At 72.2% G+C, this 18,983-nt stretch carries 1 protein-coding gene; it reads left to right on the forward strand.

Going from position 1 to position 18,983, the window contains the following annotated elements:
- Nucleotides 1-27: 27 nt before the first annotated feature.
- Nucleotides 28-18,966, forward strand: a complete 18,939-nt coding sequence (locus CLT68_RS33860; protein ID WP_486482234.1) for a type I polyketide synthase — start codon at nt 28-30, stop codon at nt 18,964-18,966.
- Nucleotides 18,967-18,983 lie beyond the last annotated feature (17 nt).

Here is an 18,983-nt window from a genome sequence, read left to right on the forward strand (position 1 = left end):
GCACACTCTCTCGGACAGGTGATTCCCATGGCGAACGAAGATCGGCTCCGCGAATACCTCAAGCGCGTCACCGCCGAACTGCACGAGACCAGCGAGCGGTTGCAGGAAGTGGAGGCCCGGCACCGCGAGCCGATCGCCATCATCGCCATGAGCTGCCGGTTCCCCGGTGGCGTGGACTCCCCGGAGTCGCTGTGGCAACTCGTCGACTCGGGTGTCGACGCCATCGGGGAGTTCCCCGCCGAACGCGGCTGGGAGGTGGAGAAGCTCTACCACCCCGACCCGGACCACCCCGGTACGTCGTACACCAGGCACGGTGGCTTCCTGCACGACGCCGGTGACTTCGACCCCGCGTTCTTCGGCATCTCGCCTCGGGAGGCGCTGGCCACCGACGCGCAGCAGCGCCTGCTGCTGGAGACGTCCTGGGAGGCCTTCGAGCGCGCCGGCGTCGACCCGGTCGCCCTCAAGGGCAGCCGGACCGGGGTCTTCACCGGCGTGATGTACCACGACTATGCCGCGCTGGTCGGCGAGCTGGGCGACTCCGCCGAGGGTTCACTGGGCACCGGCAGCACCGGCAGCATCGCGTCCGGCCGGATCGCCTACACGTTCGGCCTTGAGGGCACCGCCGTCACCGTGGACACCGCCTGCTCGTCGTCCCTGGTCGCCCTGCACCTGGCCGCCCAGGCGCTGCGCCAGGGTGAGTGTGACCTCGCGCTGGCCGGCGGCGTCACGGTGATGGCCACCCCCGGAGCGTTCCTGGCCTTCTCCCGCCAGCGGGGCCTCGCCCCGGACGGCCGCTGCAAGCCGTTCTCCGACGACGCCGACGGAACCGGTTGGGGTGAAGGCGTCGGCATGCTGCTGGTGGAGCGGCTCTCCGACGCGGTCCGCAATGGTCACCCGGTGCTCGCCGTGGTGCGGGGGAGCGCGGTCAACCAGGACGGCGCCTCGAACGGCCTGACCGCCCCGAACGGGCCGTCGCAGCAACGCGTCATCCGGGCCGCGCTGACCAACGCCGGCCTGGGCACCGCCGACGTCGACGCGGTCGAGGCCCACGGCACCGGCACGACGCTGGGCGACCCAATCGAGGCGCAGGCACTGCTGGCGACCTACGGTCAGGACCGGTCCGCCGACCAGCCGCTGTGGCTCGGCTCGGTCAAGTCGAACATCGGCCACACCCAGGCCGCCGCCGGTGTCGCCGGCATCATCAAGATGGTCATGGCGATGCGCCATGGCCGGATTCCCCGCAGCCTGCACGCCGACCAGCCGTCCACGCACGTCGACTGGACCGCCGGAGCGGTCCGCGTCGCCGCCGAGCCCCAGCCGTGGCCGCAACGCCCCGGACCCCGCCGCGCGGGTGTCTCCTCGTTCGGCGTCTCCGGCACCAACGCCCACATCATCCTCGAAGAGCCCGCGCCGGCCGCCGTCCCGGCGGGGGAGCGGCCCCCGGCCGGCGGGGTGGTGCCATGGGTGATCTCGGCGCGCTCCCCGGAGGCGTTGCGGGGGCAGGCCGCCCGGCTCGTGCCGGTGGAGGCCGACCCGGTGGATGTCGGGTTCACCCTGGCCGCGCACCGCACGGCACACCCGCAGCGCGCCGTGGTGTTCGGGCCGGAGGAACTGGCGGCGCTGGCCGCTGGTGAGTCGGGTCCGGTCGTCGGGTCGGTGGTGCGCGGGAAGACGGCGTTCGTGTTCTCCGGTCAGGGGTCACAGCGGCCGGGTATGGGTTTGGAGTTGGCGGCGTCGTTCCCGGTGTTCGCGGAGGCGTTCGACGAGGCCTGCGCGGAGCTGGATCGTCATCTCGACCGTCCGTTGCGCGAGGTGATCGCCGAGGGAACCGAACTGGATCAGACCGTCTACACGCAGACCGCCCTGTTCGCCGTCGAGGTCGCCCTGTTCCGGCTGGTCGAGTCGTTCGGCGTGACTCCGGAATTCCTGGTCGGGCACTCGATCGGTGAGATCGCCGCCGCGCACGTGTCCGGGGTGCTGTCCCTCACCGACGCCGCGAAGCTGGTCGCCGCCCGAGGCCGCCTGATGCAGGCCCTGCCGTCCGGTGGCGTGATGGTCGCGGTCCGGGCCACCGAGGCCGACGTGCTGCCACTGCTGACCGACGGCGTGTCCATCGCCGCCATCAACGGTCCCCGCTCGGTGGTGCTGTCCGGCGCCGCCGACGAGGTCGCCGCGGTGGCGGCGAACTTCAAGAAGTCCAAGCGCCTGCGCGTGAGCCACGCGTTCCACTCGGTGCTGATGGAGCCGATGCTGGCCGAGTTCGCCCAGGTTGCCGAAACGTTGACCTACGCGCAGCCCCGGATTCCGGTGGTGTCGAACGTGACCGGGCAGGTCGCGGAGGCGCAGGACGCCGACTACTGGGTGCGGCACGTACGGGAAGCAGTCCGGTTCGCCGACGGCATCGCCACCCTGGAGGGCCTGGGCGTCGCGACGTTCGTGGAGATCGGCCCCGACGGGGTCCTGTCGGCGATGGGCGCGGACTGTGTGACGGCTGCGGTGTTCGTACCCGTGCAACGCTCTGACCGCGACCAACCGACCGCCCTGCTCACCGCCCTCGCCCACGTCTTCGTGCGCGGTGTCGCGGTCGACTGGACCAGTTGCTACCCCGGCGCGCGGCGCGTCGACCTGCCCACCTACGCCTTCCACCACCAGCGTTTCTGGCCCGTTGGCACCGGCACGCCCACCGGCAGCGGCGGCACCGGTCACCCGATGCTGGACACCGCCATCACCCTCGCCGGCGCGGACGAACTCGTCGTCACCGGCCGGTGGACCCTGGCCACCCAGCCCTGGCTCGCCGACCACGCCCTCTCCGGGACGGTCGTCGTCCCCGGAGCGGCCCTCGTCGACCTGGCCCTGGCCGCCGGCGACCGGGTCGGCTGCGACCGGGTTGAGGAACTCACCACCGGAACACCGCTCACCCTCGGCAGCGACGCCGTGCACGTCCAGGTCCGGGTCGGACCCGCCGACACCGACGGGCGTCGTGCCGTCGGCATCCACGCGAGCCCCGACGGGGAGGCGTGGGTCGAGCACGCCGCCGGCGTACTCATGCCTGACCGTGGCGCGGCGAACCCGCCGCCGACCACCTGGCCGCCGTCCGGCGCGGCCACCGTCGCCCTGGACGGCCTCTACGAGGCCTTCGCCGACCGTGGCCTGGTCTACGGCCCGACCTTCCGCGCGCTGCGCGCCGCGTGGCGTGACCACGAGCAGGTGTACGCGGACATCGCCCTCGACGACACCGTGCAGACCGAAGGCTTCCAGCTGCACCCGGCTGCCCTCGACGCCGCCCTGCACGCCATCGGCGCCGGTGACCTGCTGCCCGCACACGCCGACGGCGCCAGCGTGCCCTTCAGCTGGTCCGGCGTCACCCTGCACGCGATCGGCGGCGCCGCCGTCCGCGCCCGGATCCGCTCCCTCGGCGCCGACGCCGTCCGACTGGACCTCACCGACGCCACCGGCCAGCCGGTCCTCACCGTCGACCGTCTCGTCCTGCGCCCGCTCACCACCCCGACCGCCGGCGCCGCCACCGCCGACGCGCTGCTGCACCTCGGCTGGCTTCCGCTGGCGCCGTCCGCCGCGAGCGTCACCGGCCCGGTGGTGATCCACCGGGTCGACCCCGCCGGAGACGATGTCGTCACCGGCACCCACGACCGCGCCGCCGCCGTCCTCGAAACCCTCCAGTCCTGGCTGGGCGCCGGGCCGCAGGAAGGCGAACGGCTGGTCGTCGTCACGACCGGCGCGGTCGCCACTGCCGGCGAGCCGGTCACCGAGCCCGGGGCCGCAGCCGTCTGGGGACTCGTCCGGGCGGCTCAGTCCGAGCACCCCGGTCGCTTCGTCCTGGTCGACGTCGACGGCACGGACGAGTCCGAGGCGGCACTGCCGGGGCTGCTCGTCACCGGGGAGCCGCAGGCCGCGTTGCGCGACGGCGACGCGACCACGCCGCGGCTCACCCGACCACCGTCCGGCAGCGAGCCGCGGGCTCTCGATCTGGCCGACGGCACGGTGCTGGTCACCGGCGCCACCGGGCAGCTCGGCCGGTACGTGGCGCGGCACCTGGTCACCGCGCACGGCGTACGCGACCTGCTGCTGCTGAGCCGCCGTGGCGCTGACGCACCGGGTGCGGCGGAACTCCTGGCGGAGTTGTCCGAGCTGGGGGCGTCCGCGCGGCTGGTCGCCGTGGACGTGGCCGACCGGGCGGCACTGGCCGAGGTGGTCGCCAGCGCTCCGGAGCTGTCCGGCGTGGTGCACGCGGCCGGTGTGCTCGACGACGGCATTGTCACCGGGCTGTCCGCGGAGCGGTTGTCGGCGGTGTTGCGGGCGAAGGTGGATGCGGGGTGGTATCTGCACGAGTTGACGCGGGATCGGGAGTTGTCGGCGTTCGTGTTGTTCTCGTCGGCTGCGGGGGTGTTCGGCAACGCGGGTCAGGGCGCGTACGCGGCCGGCAACGCGTTCCTCGACGCCCTCGCACAGCACCGCCGCGGGCTCGGACTGCCGGCCATCTCGTTGGCCTGGGGGCCCTGGGACGTCGGCATGGCGGCCGGCATCGACGCCGCCGACCGGGAACGCCTCCTCCGGGGTGGCGCCCGGGAACTCACCGCGGAGCAGGGCCTCGCGCTCTTCGACCGGGCGGCTGCCGAGGACACGGCCGTCACCGTGCCGGTGCGGCTCGACCTGCGGGCGATCCGGGCAGCCGGGGCCGTCCCGGCCGTCCTCCAGCACCTGGTACGCGTCCGTCGTACCGCTGCGGCCTCCGCGCCGCTGCGAGCCCGGCTCGCCAACCTTGATCATGAGGCTCGTCGGGCTGTGCTTTTGGATGTGGTGTCGTCGCGGGTGGCGGTGGTTTTGGGTCATTCGCCGGGGTGGTCGGTGGATGGTGGTCAGGCGTTTGGTGAGTTGGGTTTTGATTCGTTGACGGCGGTGGAGTTTCGGAATGGGTTGGCGGCGGTGACCGGGTTGCGGTTGTCGGCGACGACGGTGTTCGACTATCCGACTCCGGATGCGTTGGTGGACCACTTGATAGGGGAGTTGGTCGGGGCGGCTGCGGTTGTTCCGGTTGCGGCGGCTGCGGTGGTTGTGGATGAGCCGATCGCGATCGTCGGGATGGCCTGCCGTTTCCCGGGTGGGGTGGATTCCCCCGAGAGCCTCTGGCGGTTGGTCGAGTCCGACGGTGAGGGGACAGGCGACTTCCCGACGGATCGCGGCTGGGACCTGGAGACGTTGGCCGAGACGTCCCTGACGGGCCGGGGCGGTTTCCTGCCGAACGCGGCCGATTTCGACGCCGAGTTCTTTGGCATTTCACCGCGTGAGGCGTTGGCCATGGACCCGCAGCAGCGGTTGTTGCTGGAGGCGAGTTGGGAGGCGTTGGAGCGCGCCGGAATTGAGCCGTCCTCCTTGCGCGGATCGGACACGGGAGTGTTCGCCGGTCTGATGTACCACGACTACGCCGGCCTGGCCCAGCAGAGCCCCGATGGTCTTGAGGGTTTTTTGGGGACGGGTAATTCGGGGAGTGTGGTGTCGGGTCGGGTTTCGTATTCGTTTGGGTTTGAGGGTCCGGCGGTGACGGTGGATACGGCGTGTTCGTCGTCGTTGGTGGCGTTGCATTTGGCGGTTCAGGCGTTGCGTGGTGGTGAGTGTTCGTTGGCGTTGGTTGGTGGGGTGACGGTGATGGCGACGCCGTCGGCTTTTGTGGAGTTTTCGCGGCAGCGTGGGTTGTCGGTGGATGGTCGGTGTCGGTCGTTTGCGGAGGGTGCGGAGGGGACGGGTTGGTCTGAGGGTGTGGGTGTGTTGTTGGTGGAGCGGTTGTCGGATGCGGTGCGGGGTGGGCATCGGGTTTTGGCGGTGGTGCGGGGGAGTGCGGTTAATCAGGATGGTGCGTCGAATGGTTTGACGGCGCCGAATGGTCCGTCTCAGCAGCGGGTGATTCGGGCGGCGTTGGGTGCTGCGGGGTTGTCGGTTGGTGATGTGGATGTGGTGGAGGCGCATGGGACGGCGACGAGGTTGGGTGATCCGATCGAGGCGCAGGCGTTGTTGGCCACCTATGGTCAGGGTCGTCCTGATGGTCGGCCGTTGTGGTTGGGGTCGGTGAAGTCGAATCTGGGTCATACGCAGGCCGCGGCGGGTGTTGCGGGGATCATCAAGATGGTTGAGGCGATGCGGCATGGGGTGTTGCCGCGGACGTTGCATGTGGATGCGCCGACGTCGCAGGTGGATTGGTCGGCTGGTGCGGTTCGGTTGTTGACCGAGTCCCAGCCGTGGTCGGCTGACGGACGTCCGCGTCGGGCGGGGGTGTCGTCCTTCGGGATCTCCGGCACCAACGCCCACGTCATCATCGAAGAGCCGCCCGCCGTGGACGTCTCCTCCGAGGCGAAGCCGGAAGCACCCGAGGTGGTGCCGTGGGTGTTGTCGGCCCGGTCGCCGGAGGCGTTGCAGGGGCAGGCCTCCCGGCTCGTGCCGGTGGAGGCGGACCGGGTGGATGTCGGGTTCACCCTGGCCGCGCACCGCACGACGCACGCCCATCGGGCGGTCGTTTTCGGGCCGGAGGAGCTGGCGGCGCTGGCCAACGGTGAGCCGGGGCCGATCATCGGGTCGGTGGTGCGTGGGAAGACGGCGTTCGTGTTCTCCGGTCAGGGGTCACAGCGACTGGGCATGGGCCTGGGGTTGGCGGCGTCGTTCCCGGTGTTCGCCGAGGTGTTCGACGCGGCCTGCGCGGAGCTGGACCGTCACCTCGACCGGCCGATCCGCGACGTGATCGCCGAGGGAACCGACCTGGATCAGACCGTCTACACGCAGACCGCCCTGTTCGCCGTCGAGGTGGCGCTGTTCCGGCTGGTCGAGTCGTTCGGTGTCACCCCGGATTACCTGGTCGGGCACTCGATCGGTGAGATCGCGGCCGCGCACGTGTCCGGGGTGCTGTCCCTGGCCGACGCGGCGAAGCTGGTCGCGGCGCGGGGTCGCCTGATGCAGGCATTGCCGTCGGGTGGGGTGATGGTGGCGGTTCGGGCCACCGAGGCTGAGGTGTTGCCGCTGCTGACCGACGGGGTGTCCGTCGCGGCCATCAACGGTCCCCGCTCGGTGGTGCTGTCCGGCGTGGCCGACGAGGTTGCCGCGGTGGCGGCGAACTTCAAGAAGTCCAAGCGTCTGCGGGTCAGCCATGCCTTCCACTCGGTGCTGATGGAGCCGATGCTGGCCGAGTTCGCTCAGGTCGCGGCTTCCTTGACCTACGCCGAGCCCCGGATCCCGGTGGTGTCGAATTTGACCGGGGAGATCGCGGACACGCAGGACGCCGGCTACTGGGTGCGGCACGTACGGGAAGCAGTCCGGTTCGCCGACGGCATCGCCACCCTGGAGGGCCTCGGCGTCGCGACGTTCGTGGAGATCGGCCCCGACGGGGTCCTGTCGGCCATGGGCGCGGACTGCGTCAGCGACGCGGTGTTCGCACCCGTGCAACGCTCCGACCGCGACCAACCGACCACCCTGCTCACCGCCCTCGCCCAGGTCTTCGTGCGCGGCGTCGCGGTCGACTGGACGCCCTGCCTGACCGGCGGACAACTGATCGACCTGCCCACCTACGCCTTCCAACACCAGCGCTACTGGCCGACCGCGCCCGACACCGCCACCGACGCGGCCGACATCGGACTCGCGACCGTCGACCACCCGTTCTGGGCCGCCGCCGCCGACCTGCCCGAGCAGGACAGCGTGCTCCTCACCGGCCGCCTCTCCGCCCGCGCCCAGCCCTGGCTGGCCGACCACGTGATCGGCGGCGCACTGCTGGTGCCCGGTGCCGCGCTGGTCGACCTCGCCCTGGCCGCCGGCGACCACGCCGGCCTGAACCACCTCGACGAACTCACCATCGAAGCTCCGATGGTGCTGCCCACCAGCGGCGGCACCCTGACCATCCGCGCCGTGGTCGGCCCGCTCACCGTGGACAACCCGGCCGCGAACGGCGAACGGCGCGACATCACGCTCTACGCCCGCCCGGACGACACCGGCGAATGGCAGCGACACGCCTCCGGCACCCTCACCACCGTCGAGGCGGTCGACACCCCGGGTCACTGGACTCCGGGAGCAACCGACGAGGTGCCGGTCGACGGCGTCTACCCCGGCTTCGCGGAGGTCGGGTTCGACTACGGGCCGCACCTGCGGGGCCTGCACGGTGCGTGGCGCCGCGACGGGGAGCTGCTCGCCGACGTGGCCCTCGCCGACGACCTCACCCCGGACGGTTTCCTGCTGCACCCCGCGCTCCTCGACGCCGCCCTGCACGGGCTCGCCCTCGGTGTCCTCGACGGCGACACGACCGGGCTCCCGTTCTCCTGGACCGGCGTCACCGTGCACGCCACCGGGGCGCGCGCGGCTCGGGTACGGATCAGCCGGTCCGGCGCCGACGGGGTCACCCTCGATCTGCGCGACGCCGAGAACCGGCCCGTCGCCACAGTGGACCGGCTCGTGCTGCGCCCCTACACGCCGACGACGGGCGCGACGCTGCGCCCGTACCGGATGGAATGGACGCCGATCCCCCAGCTCGACGTCCCCGCGACACTGCTCACCGACCACGCGGATCTGGCCGCGATGCTGGCCGCCGGCCGCGTGCCGGCCGGGCCTGTCCTCTGGTACGCCGAGCCCGGCCCCGCCGCCGACCCCGTGATCGCCGCGCACGCCGCCACCACCCGCGCCCTGGAGGTGCTGCAGTCCTGGGTGGCCGACGAACGGCTCGCCGGTGTGCGGCTGGTCGTCGCGACCCGGCACGCCGTGCAGACCGGCGACGAGCCGTTGACCGATCTCGCCGGTGCCGCCGTGCACGGGTTGGTGCGCAGCGCCCAGGCCGAACACCCGGACCGGTTCGTGCTGGTCGACATCGACGACGGGCCCGGGTCCGTTGCGCTGCTCCCCGCCGCCGCGCACTGCGGTGAGCCGCAGCTGGCGATCCGCAGCGGAGTGGTCAGCGTGCCGCGACTCGTCCGACCGCCGGCCGAGGAACCGCGCCCGTTCTCCTTTGGCACCGGGACGGTGCTGGTCACCGGCGCGTTGGGCACGCTCGGCCGACTCGTGGTGCGACACCTGATCACCACCCATGGTGTGCGCGACCTGTTGCTGGTCAGCCGTCGCGGCGCGGAATCCCCCGGAGCCACCGAGTTCCTGGCGGACCTCGCCGGGCTCGGTGCGTCCGCCCGACTGGTGGCCGCGGACGCGACCGATCGGACCGCACTGTCCCAGGCCATCGCCGAGGCACCGGACCTGACCGGCGTCGTACACCTGGCCGGTGTGCTCGACGACGGCCTCGTCACCGGGCTGTCCGCGGAGCGGTTGTCGGCGGTGTTGCGGGCAAAGGTCGATGCGGGGTGGTATCTGCACGAGTTGACGCGGGATCGGGAGTTGTCGGCGTTCGTGTTGTTCTCGTCGGCCGCCGGTGTGTTCGGGAACGCGGGCCAGGGCGCGTACGCGGCCGGCAACGCGTTCCTCGACGCTCTGGCACAGCACCGCCACGGACTGGGACTCCCAGCGATCTCCCTCGCCTGGGGGCTCTGGGCCGACGCCAGCGACCTGAGCGCGAACGCCGACCAGCGGCGCCTCGGCCGTGGCGGGGTGCTCCCGCTGACTGCCGAGCAGGGACTCGCCCTGCTCGACGCCGGCTGTGTGTCGTCACCGCCGGTCAGCGTGCCGATCCTCCTGGACCTCGCGGCGGTCGCCGCGTCCGGCGCCGTGCCCGCCCTCCTGCGGCGCCTGGTCCGGCCCGCGCGCAGGGTGGCCGCCGCCGCTACCGACACGTCGTCGCTGCGAGCCCGGCTCGCCGACCTTGATCATGAGGCTCGTCGGGCTGTGCTTTTGGATGTGGTGTCGTCGCGGGTGGCGGTGGTTTTGGGTCATTCGCCGGGGTGGTCGGTGGATGGTGGTCAGGCGTTTGGTGAGTTGGGTTTTGATTCGTTGACGGCGGTGGAGTTTCGCAATGGGTTGGCGGCGGTGACCGGGTTGCGGTTGTCGGCGACGACGGTGTTCGACTATCCGACCCCGGATGCGCTGGTGGACCACCTGATAGGGGAGTTGGGCGGGGCGGCTGCGGTTGTTCCGGCTGCGGCTGCGGCGGCGGTGGCTGTGGATGAGCCGATCGCGATTGTCGGGATGGCCTGCCGTTTCCCGGGTGGGGTGGATTCCCCCGAGAGTCTCTGGCGGATGGTCGAGTCCGACGGCGAAGGGATCACCGACTTCCCGACCGATCGCGGTTGGGACCTGGAGACGCTGTTCGACCCGGACGAGTCTCGCACTGACACCTCGTACACGCGCCGGGGTGGCTTCCTCTCCACCGCCGCCGAGTTCGACGCGGAGTTCTTTGGGATCTCACCGCGCGAGGCGTTGGCCATGGACCCGCAGCAGCGCCTGTTGCTGGAGGCGAGCTGGGAAGCCGTGGAACGGGCCGGAATCGACCCGCATTCCCTGCGCGGATCCGACACCGGAGTGTTCGCCGGCTTGATGTACCACGACTACGGGCCATTCGCACAACAGAGCCCCGACGGCCTCGAAGGATTTTTGGGGACGGGTAATTCGGGGAGTGTGGTGTCGGGTCGGGTTTCGTATTCGTTTGGGTTTGAGGGTCCGGCGGTGACGGTGGATACGGCGTGTTCGTCGTCGTTGGTGGCGTTGCATTTGGCGGTTCAGGCGTTGCGTGGTGGTGAGTGTTCGTTGGCGTTGGTTGGTGGGGTGACGGTGATGGCGACGCCGTCGGCTTTTGTGGAGTTTTCGCGGCAGCGTGGGTTGTCGGTGGATGGTCGGTGTCGGTCGTTTGCGGAGGGTGCGGAGGGGACGGGTTGGTCTGAGGGTGTGGGTGTGTTGTTGGTGGAGCGGTTGTCGGATGCGGTGCGGGGTGGGCATCGGGTTTTGGCGGTGGTGCGGGGGAGTGCGGTTAATCAGGATGGTGCGTCGAATGGTTTGACGGCGCCGAATGGTCCGTCTCAGCAGCGGGTGATTCGGGCGGCGTTGGGTGCTGCGGGGTTGTCGGTTGGTGATGTGGATGTGGTGGAGGCGCATGGGACGGCGACGAGGTTGGGTGATCCGATCGAGGCGCAGGCGTTGTTGGCCACCTATGGTCAGGGTCGTCCTGATGGTCGGCCGTTGTGGTTGGGGTCGGTGAAGTCGAATCTGGGTCATACGCAGGCCGCGGCGGGTGTTGCGGGGATCATCAAGATGGTTGAGGCGATGCGGCATGGGGTGTTGCCGCGGACGTTGCATGTGGATGCGCCGACGTCGCAGGTGGATTGGTCGGCTGGTGCGGTTCGGTTGTTGACCGAAGCCCAGCCGTGGTCGGCTGACGGACGTCCGCGTCGGGCTGGGGTGTCGTCGTTCGGGATCTCCGGCACCAACGCCCACGTCATCCTGGAGGAACCTCCCTCGACAGCGGTCCCGGCCCAGGAGAGGCCCCCGACCAACGAGATGGTGCCGTGGGTGTTGTCGGCCCGGTCGCCGGAGGGTTTGCGGGGTCAGGCGTCGCGGTTGGCGTCGGTGGCGGGTGTGGATCCGGTGGATGTCGGGTTCTCGTTGGTGTCGTCGCGGTCGTTGCACGCGCATCGGGCGGTGGTGTTCGGGTCGGAGGAGCTGGCGGCGGTTGCCGCTGGTGAGCCGGGGCCGATCATCGGGTCGGTGGTGCGTGGGAAGACGGCGTTCGTGTTCTCCGGTCAGGGGTCACAGCGGCCGGGCATGGGTCTGGAGTTGGCGGCGTCGTTCCCGGTGTTCGCCGAGGCGTTCGACGCGGCCTGCGCGGAGTTGGACGTCCACCTCGACCGTCCGTTGCGCGAGGTGATCGCCGAGGGCGACGACCTGGATCAGACGGTCTACACGCAGACGGCGTTGTTCGCGGTCGAGGTGGCGTTGTTCCGCCTCGTTGAGTCGTTCGGTGTCACCCCGGACTACCTGGTGGGGCATTCGATCGGGGAGGTCGCCGCCGCGCACGTTTCCGGGGTGCTGTCGCTGTCGGATGCGGCGAAGCTGGTTGCCGCGCGGGGCCGCCTGATGCAGGCCCTTCCGTCGGGTGGGGTGATGGTGGCGGTGCGGGCCACCGAGGCTGAGGTGTTGCCGCTGCTGACCGACGGGGTGTCCGTCGCCGCCATCAACGGTCCGCGCTCGGTGGTGCTGTCCGGCACGGAAGGCGAGGTCGCCGCAGTCGCCGCCCAGTTCAAGAAGTCGAAGCGGTTGCGGGTTAGCCACGCGTTCCACTCGGTGCTGATGGAGCCGATGCTGGCCGAGTTCGCTCAGGTGGCGGGGTCGTTGACCTACGGGCAGCTGCGGATCCCGGTGGTGTCGAACCTGACCGGGCAGATCGCCGGGACGCAGGACGCCGGCTACTGGGTGCGGCACGTGCGGGAAGCGGTCCGGTTCGCCGAGGGCATCGCCACCCTGGAGGGCCTGGGCGTCGCGACGTTCGTCGAGATCGGCCCGGACGGCGTGCTCTCGGCGATGGGTGCCGACTGCGTCAGCGACGCGGTATTCGTACCCGTGCAACGCTCCGACCGCGACCAACCGACCACCCTGCTCACCGCCCTGGCCCAGGCCTTCGTGCGCGGCGTCGCGGTCGACTGGACGCCGTTCCTGACCGGCGGACAACTGATCGACCTGCCCACCTACGCCTTCCAGCACCAGCGCTACTGGCCGACGCCCGGCACCCGGGCGACGAACCCCACCGACGCCGCCTTCTGGGACGCCGTCGAACGGGCGGACCTCGACGCCCTCACCGCGACCCTGAAACTCGACGACAGCGCCGCCCTCACCCCACTGCTGCCGGCCCTGGCCTCCTGGCGGCGCGACAACACCGCCGGCCCGCTCGGCCGCTACGGCATCGACTGGGCCCCGCTGCCGTCGGCCGCCGCACCCACCGGGACCTGGCTGATCGCCGAGCCGGCCGGTGACACCCGCGTCTCGGACGCCCTCGCCGCCGCCGGCCTGGACCTGCGGCGCGGCACCCCGGACGAGGCCACGATGCGGGACGTCACCGGCGTGGCCGCCGTGGTGGACGACCCCGCGCAGGCCCTGCACGCCGTGCAGACCCACCAGTCCCTGCGCGCCGACAGCCCGCTCTGGCTGATCACCAGCGGCGCCGTGGCCGCCGGCCCGCACGACCCGGCGCCCACCACGCCTGCCGCGGCCGTCTGGGGCCTCGGCCGAGTCGCCGCCCTGGAACTCCGCCGTGGGTGGGGCGGCGTCGTCGACCTGCCCGCCGGCCCGGTCGACGGGCGGTTGCTCGCCGCCGCGCTGACCGGCTCCGGGGGCGAGGACCAGATCGCCGTCCGCGACGGGCTGCTCGGCCGGCGCCTCGTCCCGTCGGCCGGTACGGGTCGACCCTGGCAGCCGCGCGGCACCGTCCTGATCACCGGCGGCACCGGCGCACTGGGCGCGCACGCCGCCCGGTGGGCCGCCGGCCACGGCGCCGACCACCTGGTCCTGCTCAGCCGCCGGGGGGAGGCGGCGCCCGGGGCCCTCGACCTGCGCGACGAACTGGTCGCCGCCGGGGCGCGCGTCACGATCAGCGCCGTCGACCTGGCCGACCGGGACGCTCTCGGTGCGGTCGTCGCGGATCTGAACGCGGCGGGTGACACCGTCACCGCGGTGCTGCACACCGCAGGCGTCGCCACCCAGGCCCCGCTCGCGAAGCTGACCGCCGACGCCATCGCCGACGTCATGGCCGCCAAGGTGCTCGGCGCGACGCAGCTGGACGAGCTGTTCCGCGACACGCCGCTGGACGCCTTCGTGCTGTTCTCGTCCATCGCCGGCGTCTGGGGCAGCGGAGACCACGCCGCCTACGCGGCCGCCAACGCGGCACTGGACGCGGTCGCCGAACAGCGCCGCTCCCGGGGGCTCACCGCTACCTCGATCGGCTGGGGCCCGTGGGCGGACGGGGGCATGGCCGCCGACAACGCCGTGGACGAGCAACTGCGCCGACGCGGCCTGCGCCCGATGGCCCCCGAACGGGCCCTGCGCGGGCTGCGCTCGGCGGTCACCGACGACCGTACGAGTGTCGTCGTCGCCGACGTCGACTGGGCGACGTTCGCCCCGGCGTTCACCGCCGTCCGGCCGAGCCCGCTGCTCGACGGTGTTCCGGAGGTCCACGCCCTCACCGCCCAGCCGGATTCCGAGACGGACGACGGCTGGCGGACCGAGCTGCTGGCCCTCACCGGGGCCGAGCGTACGCACGCGGTGCTGGAGACCGTGCGGACACACGTCGCGGAGGTGCTCCGGCTGGGGTCGGCGCACGCGGTGGACCCCGGTCGTTCGTTCACCGAGATCGGCTTCGACTCGCTGACCGGCGTCGAGCTGCGCAACCGGCTCGGCGCCGCCACGGGGCTGCGGCTGCCCACCACGCTGATCTTCGATCACCCGACGCCGGAGGCGCTCGCCGCGTACCTCGAGAACGAGGTTGCCGGGGTGACCGACACGACGCCGGCCGTCGCCGTCGCGGGCCGCACCGACGAGCCGATCGCGATCGTGGCGATGTCCTGCCGCTTCCCCGGCGGCATCGGCTCGCCCGAGGAGCTGTGGCGGTTGCTCGCCGATGGTGGTGACGCCATCGGCGCCTTCCCCACCGACCGGGGCTGGGACCTGGATGCCCTCTACGACCCGGACCCGGACGCGGTCGGCACCACCTACGTCCGCGAGGGTGGCTTCCTGGCCGGGGCCACCGAGTTCGACGCTGGGTTCTTCGGCATCTCGCCCCGGGAGGCGCTGGCCATGGACCCGCAGCAGCGGCTGCTGCTGGAGACCGCGTGGGAGGCGTTCGAGCGCGGCGGTGTGCCGACCGACGCGCTGCGCGGAAGCCAGACCGGGGTGTTCGTCGGCACCAACAACCTCGACTACGGTCCGCTGCTCACCGGTGAGCAGGAGGCCGCCGAGGGGTACGTCAGCACCGGCAACGCGGCGAGCGTCGTCTCCGGGCGGATCTCCTACACCTTCGGGCTGGAGGGCCCCGCGGTCACTGTGGACACCGCCTGCTCGTCGTCGCTGGTCGCCCTGCACTGGGCGAGCCAGGCCCTGCGGCAGGGCGAGTGCGACCTTGCCCTGGCCGGCGGTGTCACAGTGATGTCGACTCCGGGCGCGTTCATCGAGTTCAGCCGCCAGCGTGGCCTGTCCGCCACGGCCCGGTGCCGGGCCTTCTCCGCTGGCGCGGACGGGACGATCTGGGGCGAGGGCGTCGGCATGCTCCTGCTGGAACGGCTCAGCGACGCCGTCGCCAACGGGCACCCGGTGCTCGCGGTGGTCCGGGGAAGCGCTGTCAACCAGGACGGCGCGTCGAACGGGCTGACCGCCCCGAACGGACCATCGCAGCAACGGGTGATCCGGGCGGCCCTGGCCAACGCGGGTGTGTCGGCCGCCGACGTCGACGTGGTGGAGGCGCATGGCACCGGCACGAAACTGGGCGACCCGATCGAGGCGCAGGCGCTGCTGGCGACGTACGGGCAGGGTCGGTCCACCGACCAACCGCTGTGGCTGGGGTCGGTGAAGTCGAACATCGGCCACACCCAGGCGGCGGCCGGTGTCGCCGGCATCATCAAGATGGTCGAGGCGATGCGGCACGAGACCCTGCCGCGTACGCTGCACGCCGACCAGCCCAGCCCGCACGTGGACTGGAGCGCGGGAGCGGTGGCGCTGCTCACCGAGGAGCAGCCGTGGGCGCGGACCGGCGACCGGCCGCGTCGGGCGGCGATCTCGTCGTTCGGGTTCAGCGGCACCAACGCGCACGCCGTGCTGGAGGAACCGCCAACCCCGCAGCCGTCGGTTGCCGCCGAGCCCGAGCCGCAGCAGGCGCCGGTGATGGCGCTGCCGCTGTCGGCGCGTACCGAGCCCGCGCTGCGTGAGCAGGGTGCACGGCTGCGGCAGCGGCTCTCGGCGGGGGCCGACCCGAGGGACGTGATCCACTCGATCGCCACCACCCGCAGTGTCCTGGAGGAGCGGGCGGTGGTGGTCGGCGCCGACACCGACGCCCTGGTCGCGGCGCTCGACACCCTGGTCGCCGGCGGCGACCACGCCGCGCTGGTCACCGGTTCGGCGGTGCGTGGGCGGACGGCCTTCGTCTTCTCCGGGCAGGGGTCGCAGCGCCCGGGCATGGGCCTGGAACTCGCCGCCACGTACCCCGTGTTCGCCGAGGCGTTCGACGCGGCCTGCGCCGAGCTGGATCGTCATCTCGACCGTCCGCTGCGGGCGGTGATCGCCGATGGCGGTGAGCTGGACCAGACCGTCTACACGCAGACCGCCCTGTTCGCGGTCGAGGTGGCACTGTTCCGGCTGGTCGAGTCGTTCGGTGTGACTCCGGACTTCCTGGTGGGGCACTCGATCGGGGAGATCGCCGCCGCGCACGTCGCCGGGGTGCTGTCCCTCGCCGACGCGGCGAAGCTGGTCGCGGCGCGGGGTCGGTTGATGCAGGCGTTGCCGGCCGGTGGTGTCATGGTCGCGGTTCGGGCGACCGAGGCGGAGGTGCTGCCGCTGTTGGTCGACGGGGTGTCCGTCGCGGCGGTCAACGGTCCCTGCTCGGTGGTGCTGTCCGGTGCCGCCGACGAGGTGGCATCCGTGGCCGCGCACTTTGAGAAGTCCAAGCGGCTCACGGTGAGCCACGCGTTCCACTCGGTGTTGATGGAGCCCATGCTGGCGGAGTTCGCACAGGTTGCGGAGACGTTGACCTACGCGTCTCCGCGGATTCCGGTCGTGTCGAACGTGACGGGGCAGGTTGGTGAGACGCAGGACGCCGCGTACTGGGTGCGGCACGTGCGGGAAGCGGTGCGCTTCGCCGACGGCATCGCCACCCTGGAAGGCCTGGGTGTCGCCACGTTCCTGGAGATCGGCCCGGACGGGGTCCTGTCCGCGATGGGCGCGGACTGCGTGACCGACGCGGTCTTCGTGCCGGTGCAGCGCGCCGACCGGGACCAGCCCACCACCTTCCTGACGGCTCTGGCCGGCGCCTTCGTCCGCGGGGTCGCCGTCGACTGGGACACGTGCAGCCCCGGCGGCCGGCGCGTCGACCTGCCCACCTACCCCTTCCAGCGCGTCCGCTTCTGGCCGTCCCCGGTCGAGCGGGTCTCCGTCGACCCGGTGGACAGCGAGTTCTGGCAGGCCGTCGAGGAGGGCGACCTCAGCCCGCTGGGTATCACCGGAGACGGCAGCGACCTGCTGCCCGCCCTGACCGCCTGGCGTCAGGAACGGCGGGCCACCCGAGCCCGCGACTCCTGGCGCTACGAGGAGGCGTGGACCCCGACCACCCCGACCGCCACGACGGTCAGCGGGGCGTGGCTGGTGCTCGGCGACGACGCGTACCCGACTGCCGCCGCCGAAGCCCTCGCCGCGTCCGGCGCCGAGGTGCGTGGCGTCCCGGTCCTCGGCCTGGACCGCGCCGCCGTGGCCGACCAGCTCCGCCTGGCCGACGCCGGCGGTCCGATCGCCGGGGCCGTCGCGTCCGCTGGCACCCCCGAGGCCGCGCTCGTCCTCGTCCAGGCATACGCCGACGCCGCTGTCGACGCGCCGCTCTGGATGGTGACCACCGAGGCCGTCGCCACCGACCCCGGTGACCCGCTCGACCCGTCCGCCGCGGCGGTGTGGGGGCTGGGCCGGGTCGCCGCCCTGGAACTGCCGCACCGCTGGGGTGGCCTCCTGGACGTACCCGTCGACTGGGCCGGCGAGCATCTCGCCGCCGCGCTCGGTGGCGGCGAGGACCAGCTCGCCATTCGCGGCGACCGGGTGCTCGCCCGGCGCCTGCGGCACGCTCCCGCGCCCGTCGGCCGGTGGCGCCCGCGCGGCACGGTCCTGGTCGTCGGCGACACCAGCGGCGACATCGCCCGCTGGGCGGCGGCCGAGGGCGCCGACCGGGTGATCGTCACCGAGAGCATCACCGAGGTGGACCACGGCGTGGTCACCCTGGAAACCTGCACCGGCAACGACCGCGCCGACCTGGCCGACCTGCTGACCCGCGTCCGGGCCGACGGCGTCGCGCTGACGGCTGTTGTCCTCGCCGACCGCTCCGAGCCTGCCCCCGCGCCCCTGGCCGACACCGACCCCGACGCCTGGGACACCCCGGCGGTACGCCGGGCCCGGCACCTGACCGACCTGATCCACGAGGACCTGGACGCGTTCGTCGTCTTCACCTCGGTCGCCGGCACCTGGGGCGGCGGTCTACAGGCCGCCACGGCGGTGGCCGCCACCACAGTGGAAGCGCTCGCCCAGCGGGCCGGCGGCACCGCGATCGCCTGGGGACCGTGGACCGGGAGCGACGAACGCCTGCGCCGCCACGGCCTGGCCGCCCTTGCTCCGCACGCCGCGCTCGACGCGATGGCGGCTGCGGCCGCCACGGCCGGCCGGGTCGTCCTCGCCGACGTCGACTGGCCCCGGTTCGCGCTCGCCTTCACCGGCACCCGGCCCAGCCGGCTGCTCACCGACCTGCCGGAGGTGCCCGTCTCGGCGGCGGAGCAGGCCCCGGCCGGGGACACCGGAGCCACCGCCGCGCTACGCGACGCGTGGCGCGCCCTGACCGAACCGGAACAGGATCGGGCGGCCCTCGACCTGGTACGCGGCACCGTCGCCGCCGTCCTGGGGCACGGCACCCTGGAAGCAGTCCCACCCACCCGGGCCTTCACCGAACTCGGCTTCGACTCGCTTACCGCGGTCGAGCTGCGCAACCGGCTCGGCCGGGTCACAGGCCTCAACCTGCCGCCCACGGCCGCGTTCGACCACCCGACCGCGCTGGCCCTCGCCGGTCACATCCGGGACACGGTCATCGGCGATGGTCTGGACCTGACCGGCGGGCTCTTCGCCGAACTGGACCGTCTCGAAGCGGGCCTCGCCGTGTCCACCCCGGACAGCACCACCCGCAGCCGGACGGTCCTGCGACTCCAGGCCTTCATCAACCGCCTCAACGACGTCGTCGAGCCGGTCACCGAGGAGGCACCACCGCTTGAAGAAGCCAGCGACGAGGAACTGTTCGCCTTCATCCGCAGTGAGCTCGGTCGCGCCTGAACGCGCCGGGACAAGGA

It is taken from the genome of Micromonospora sp. CNZ299, assembly GCF_002754415.1.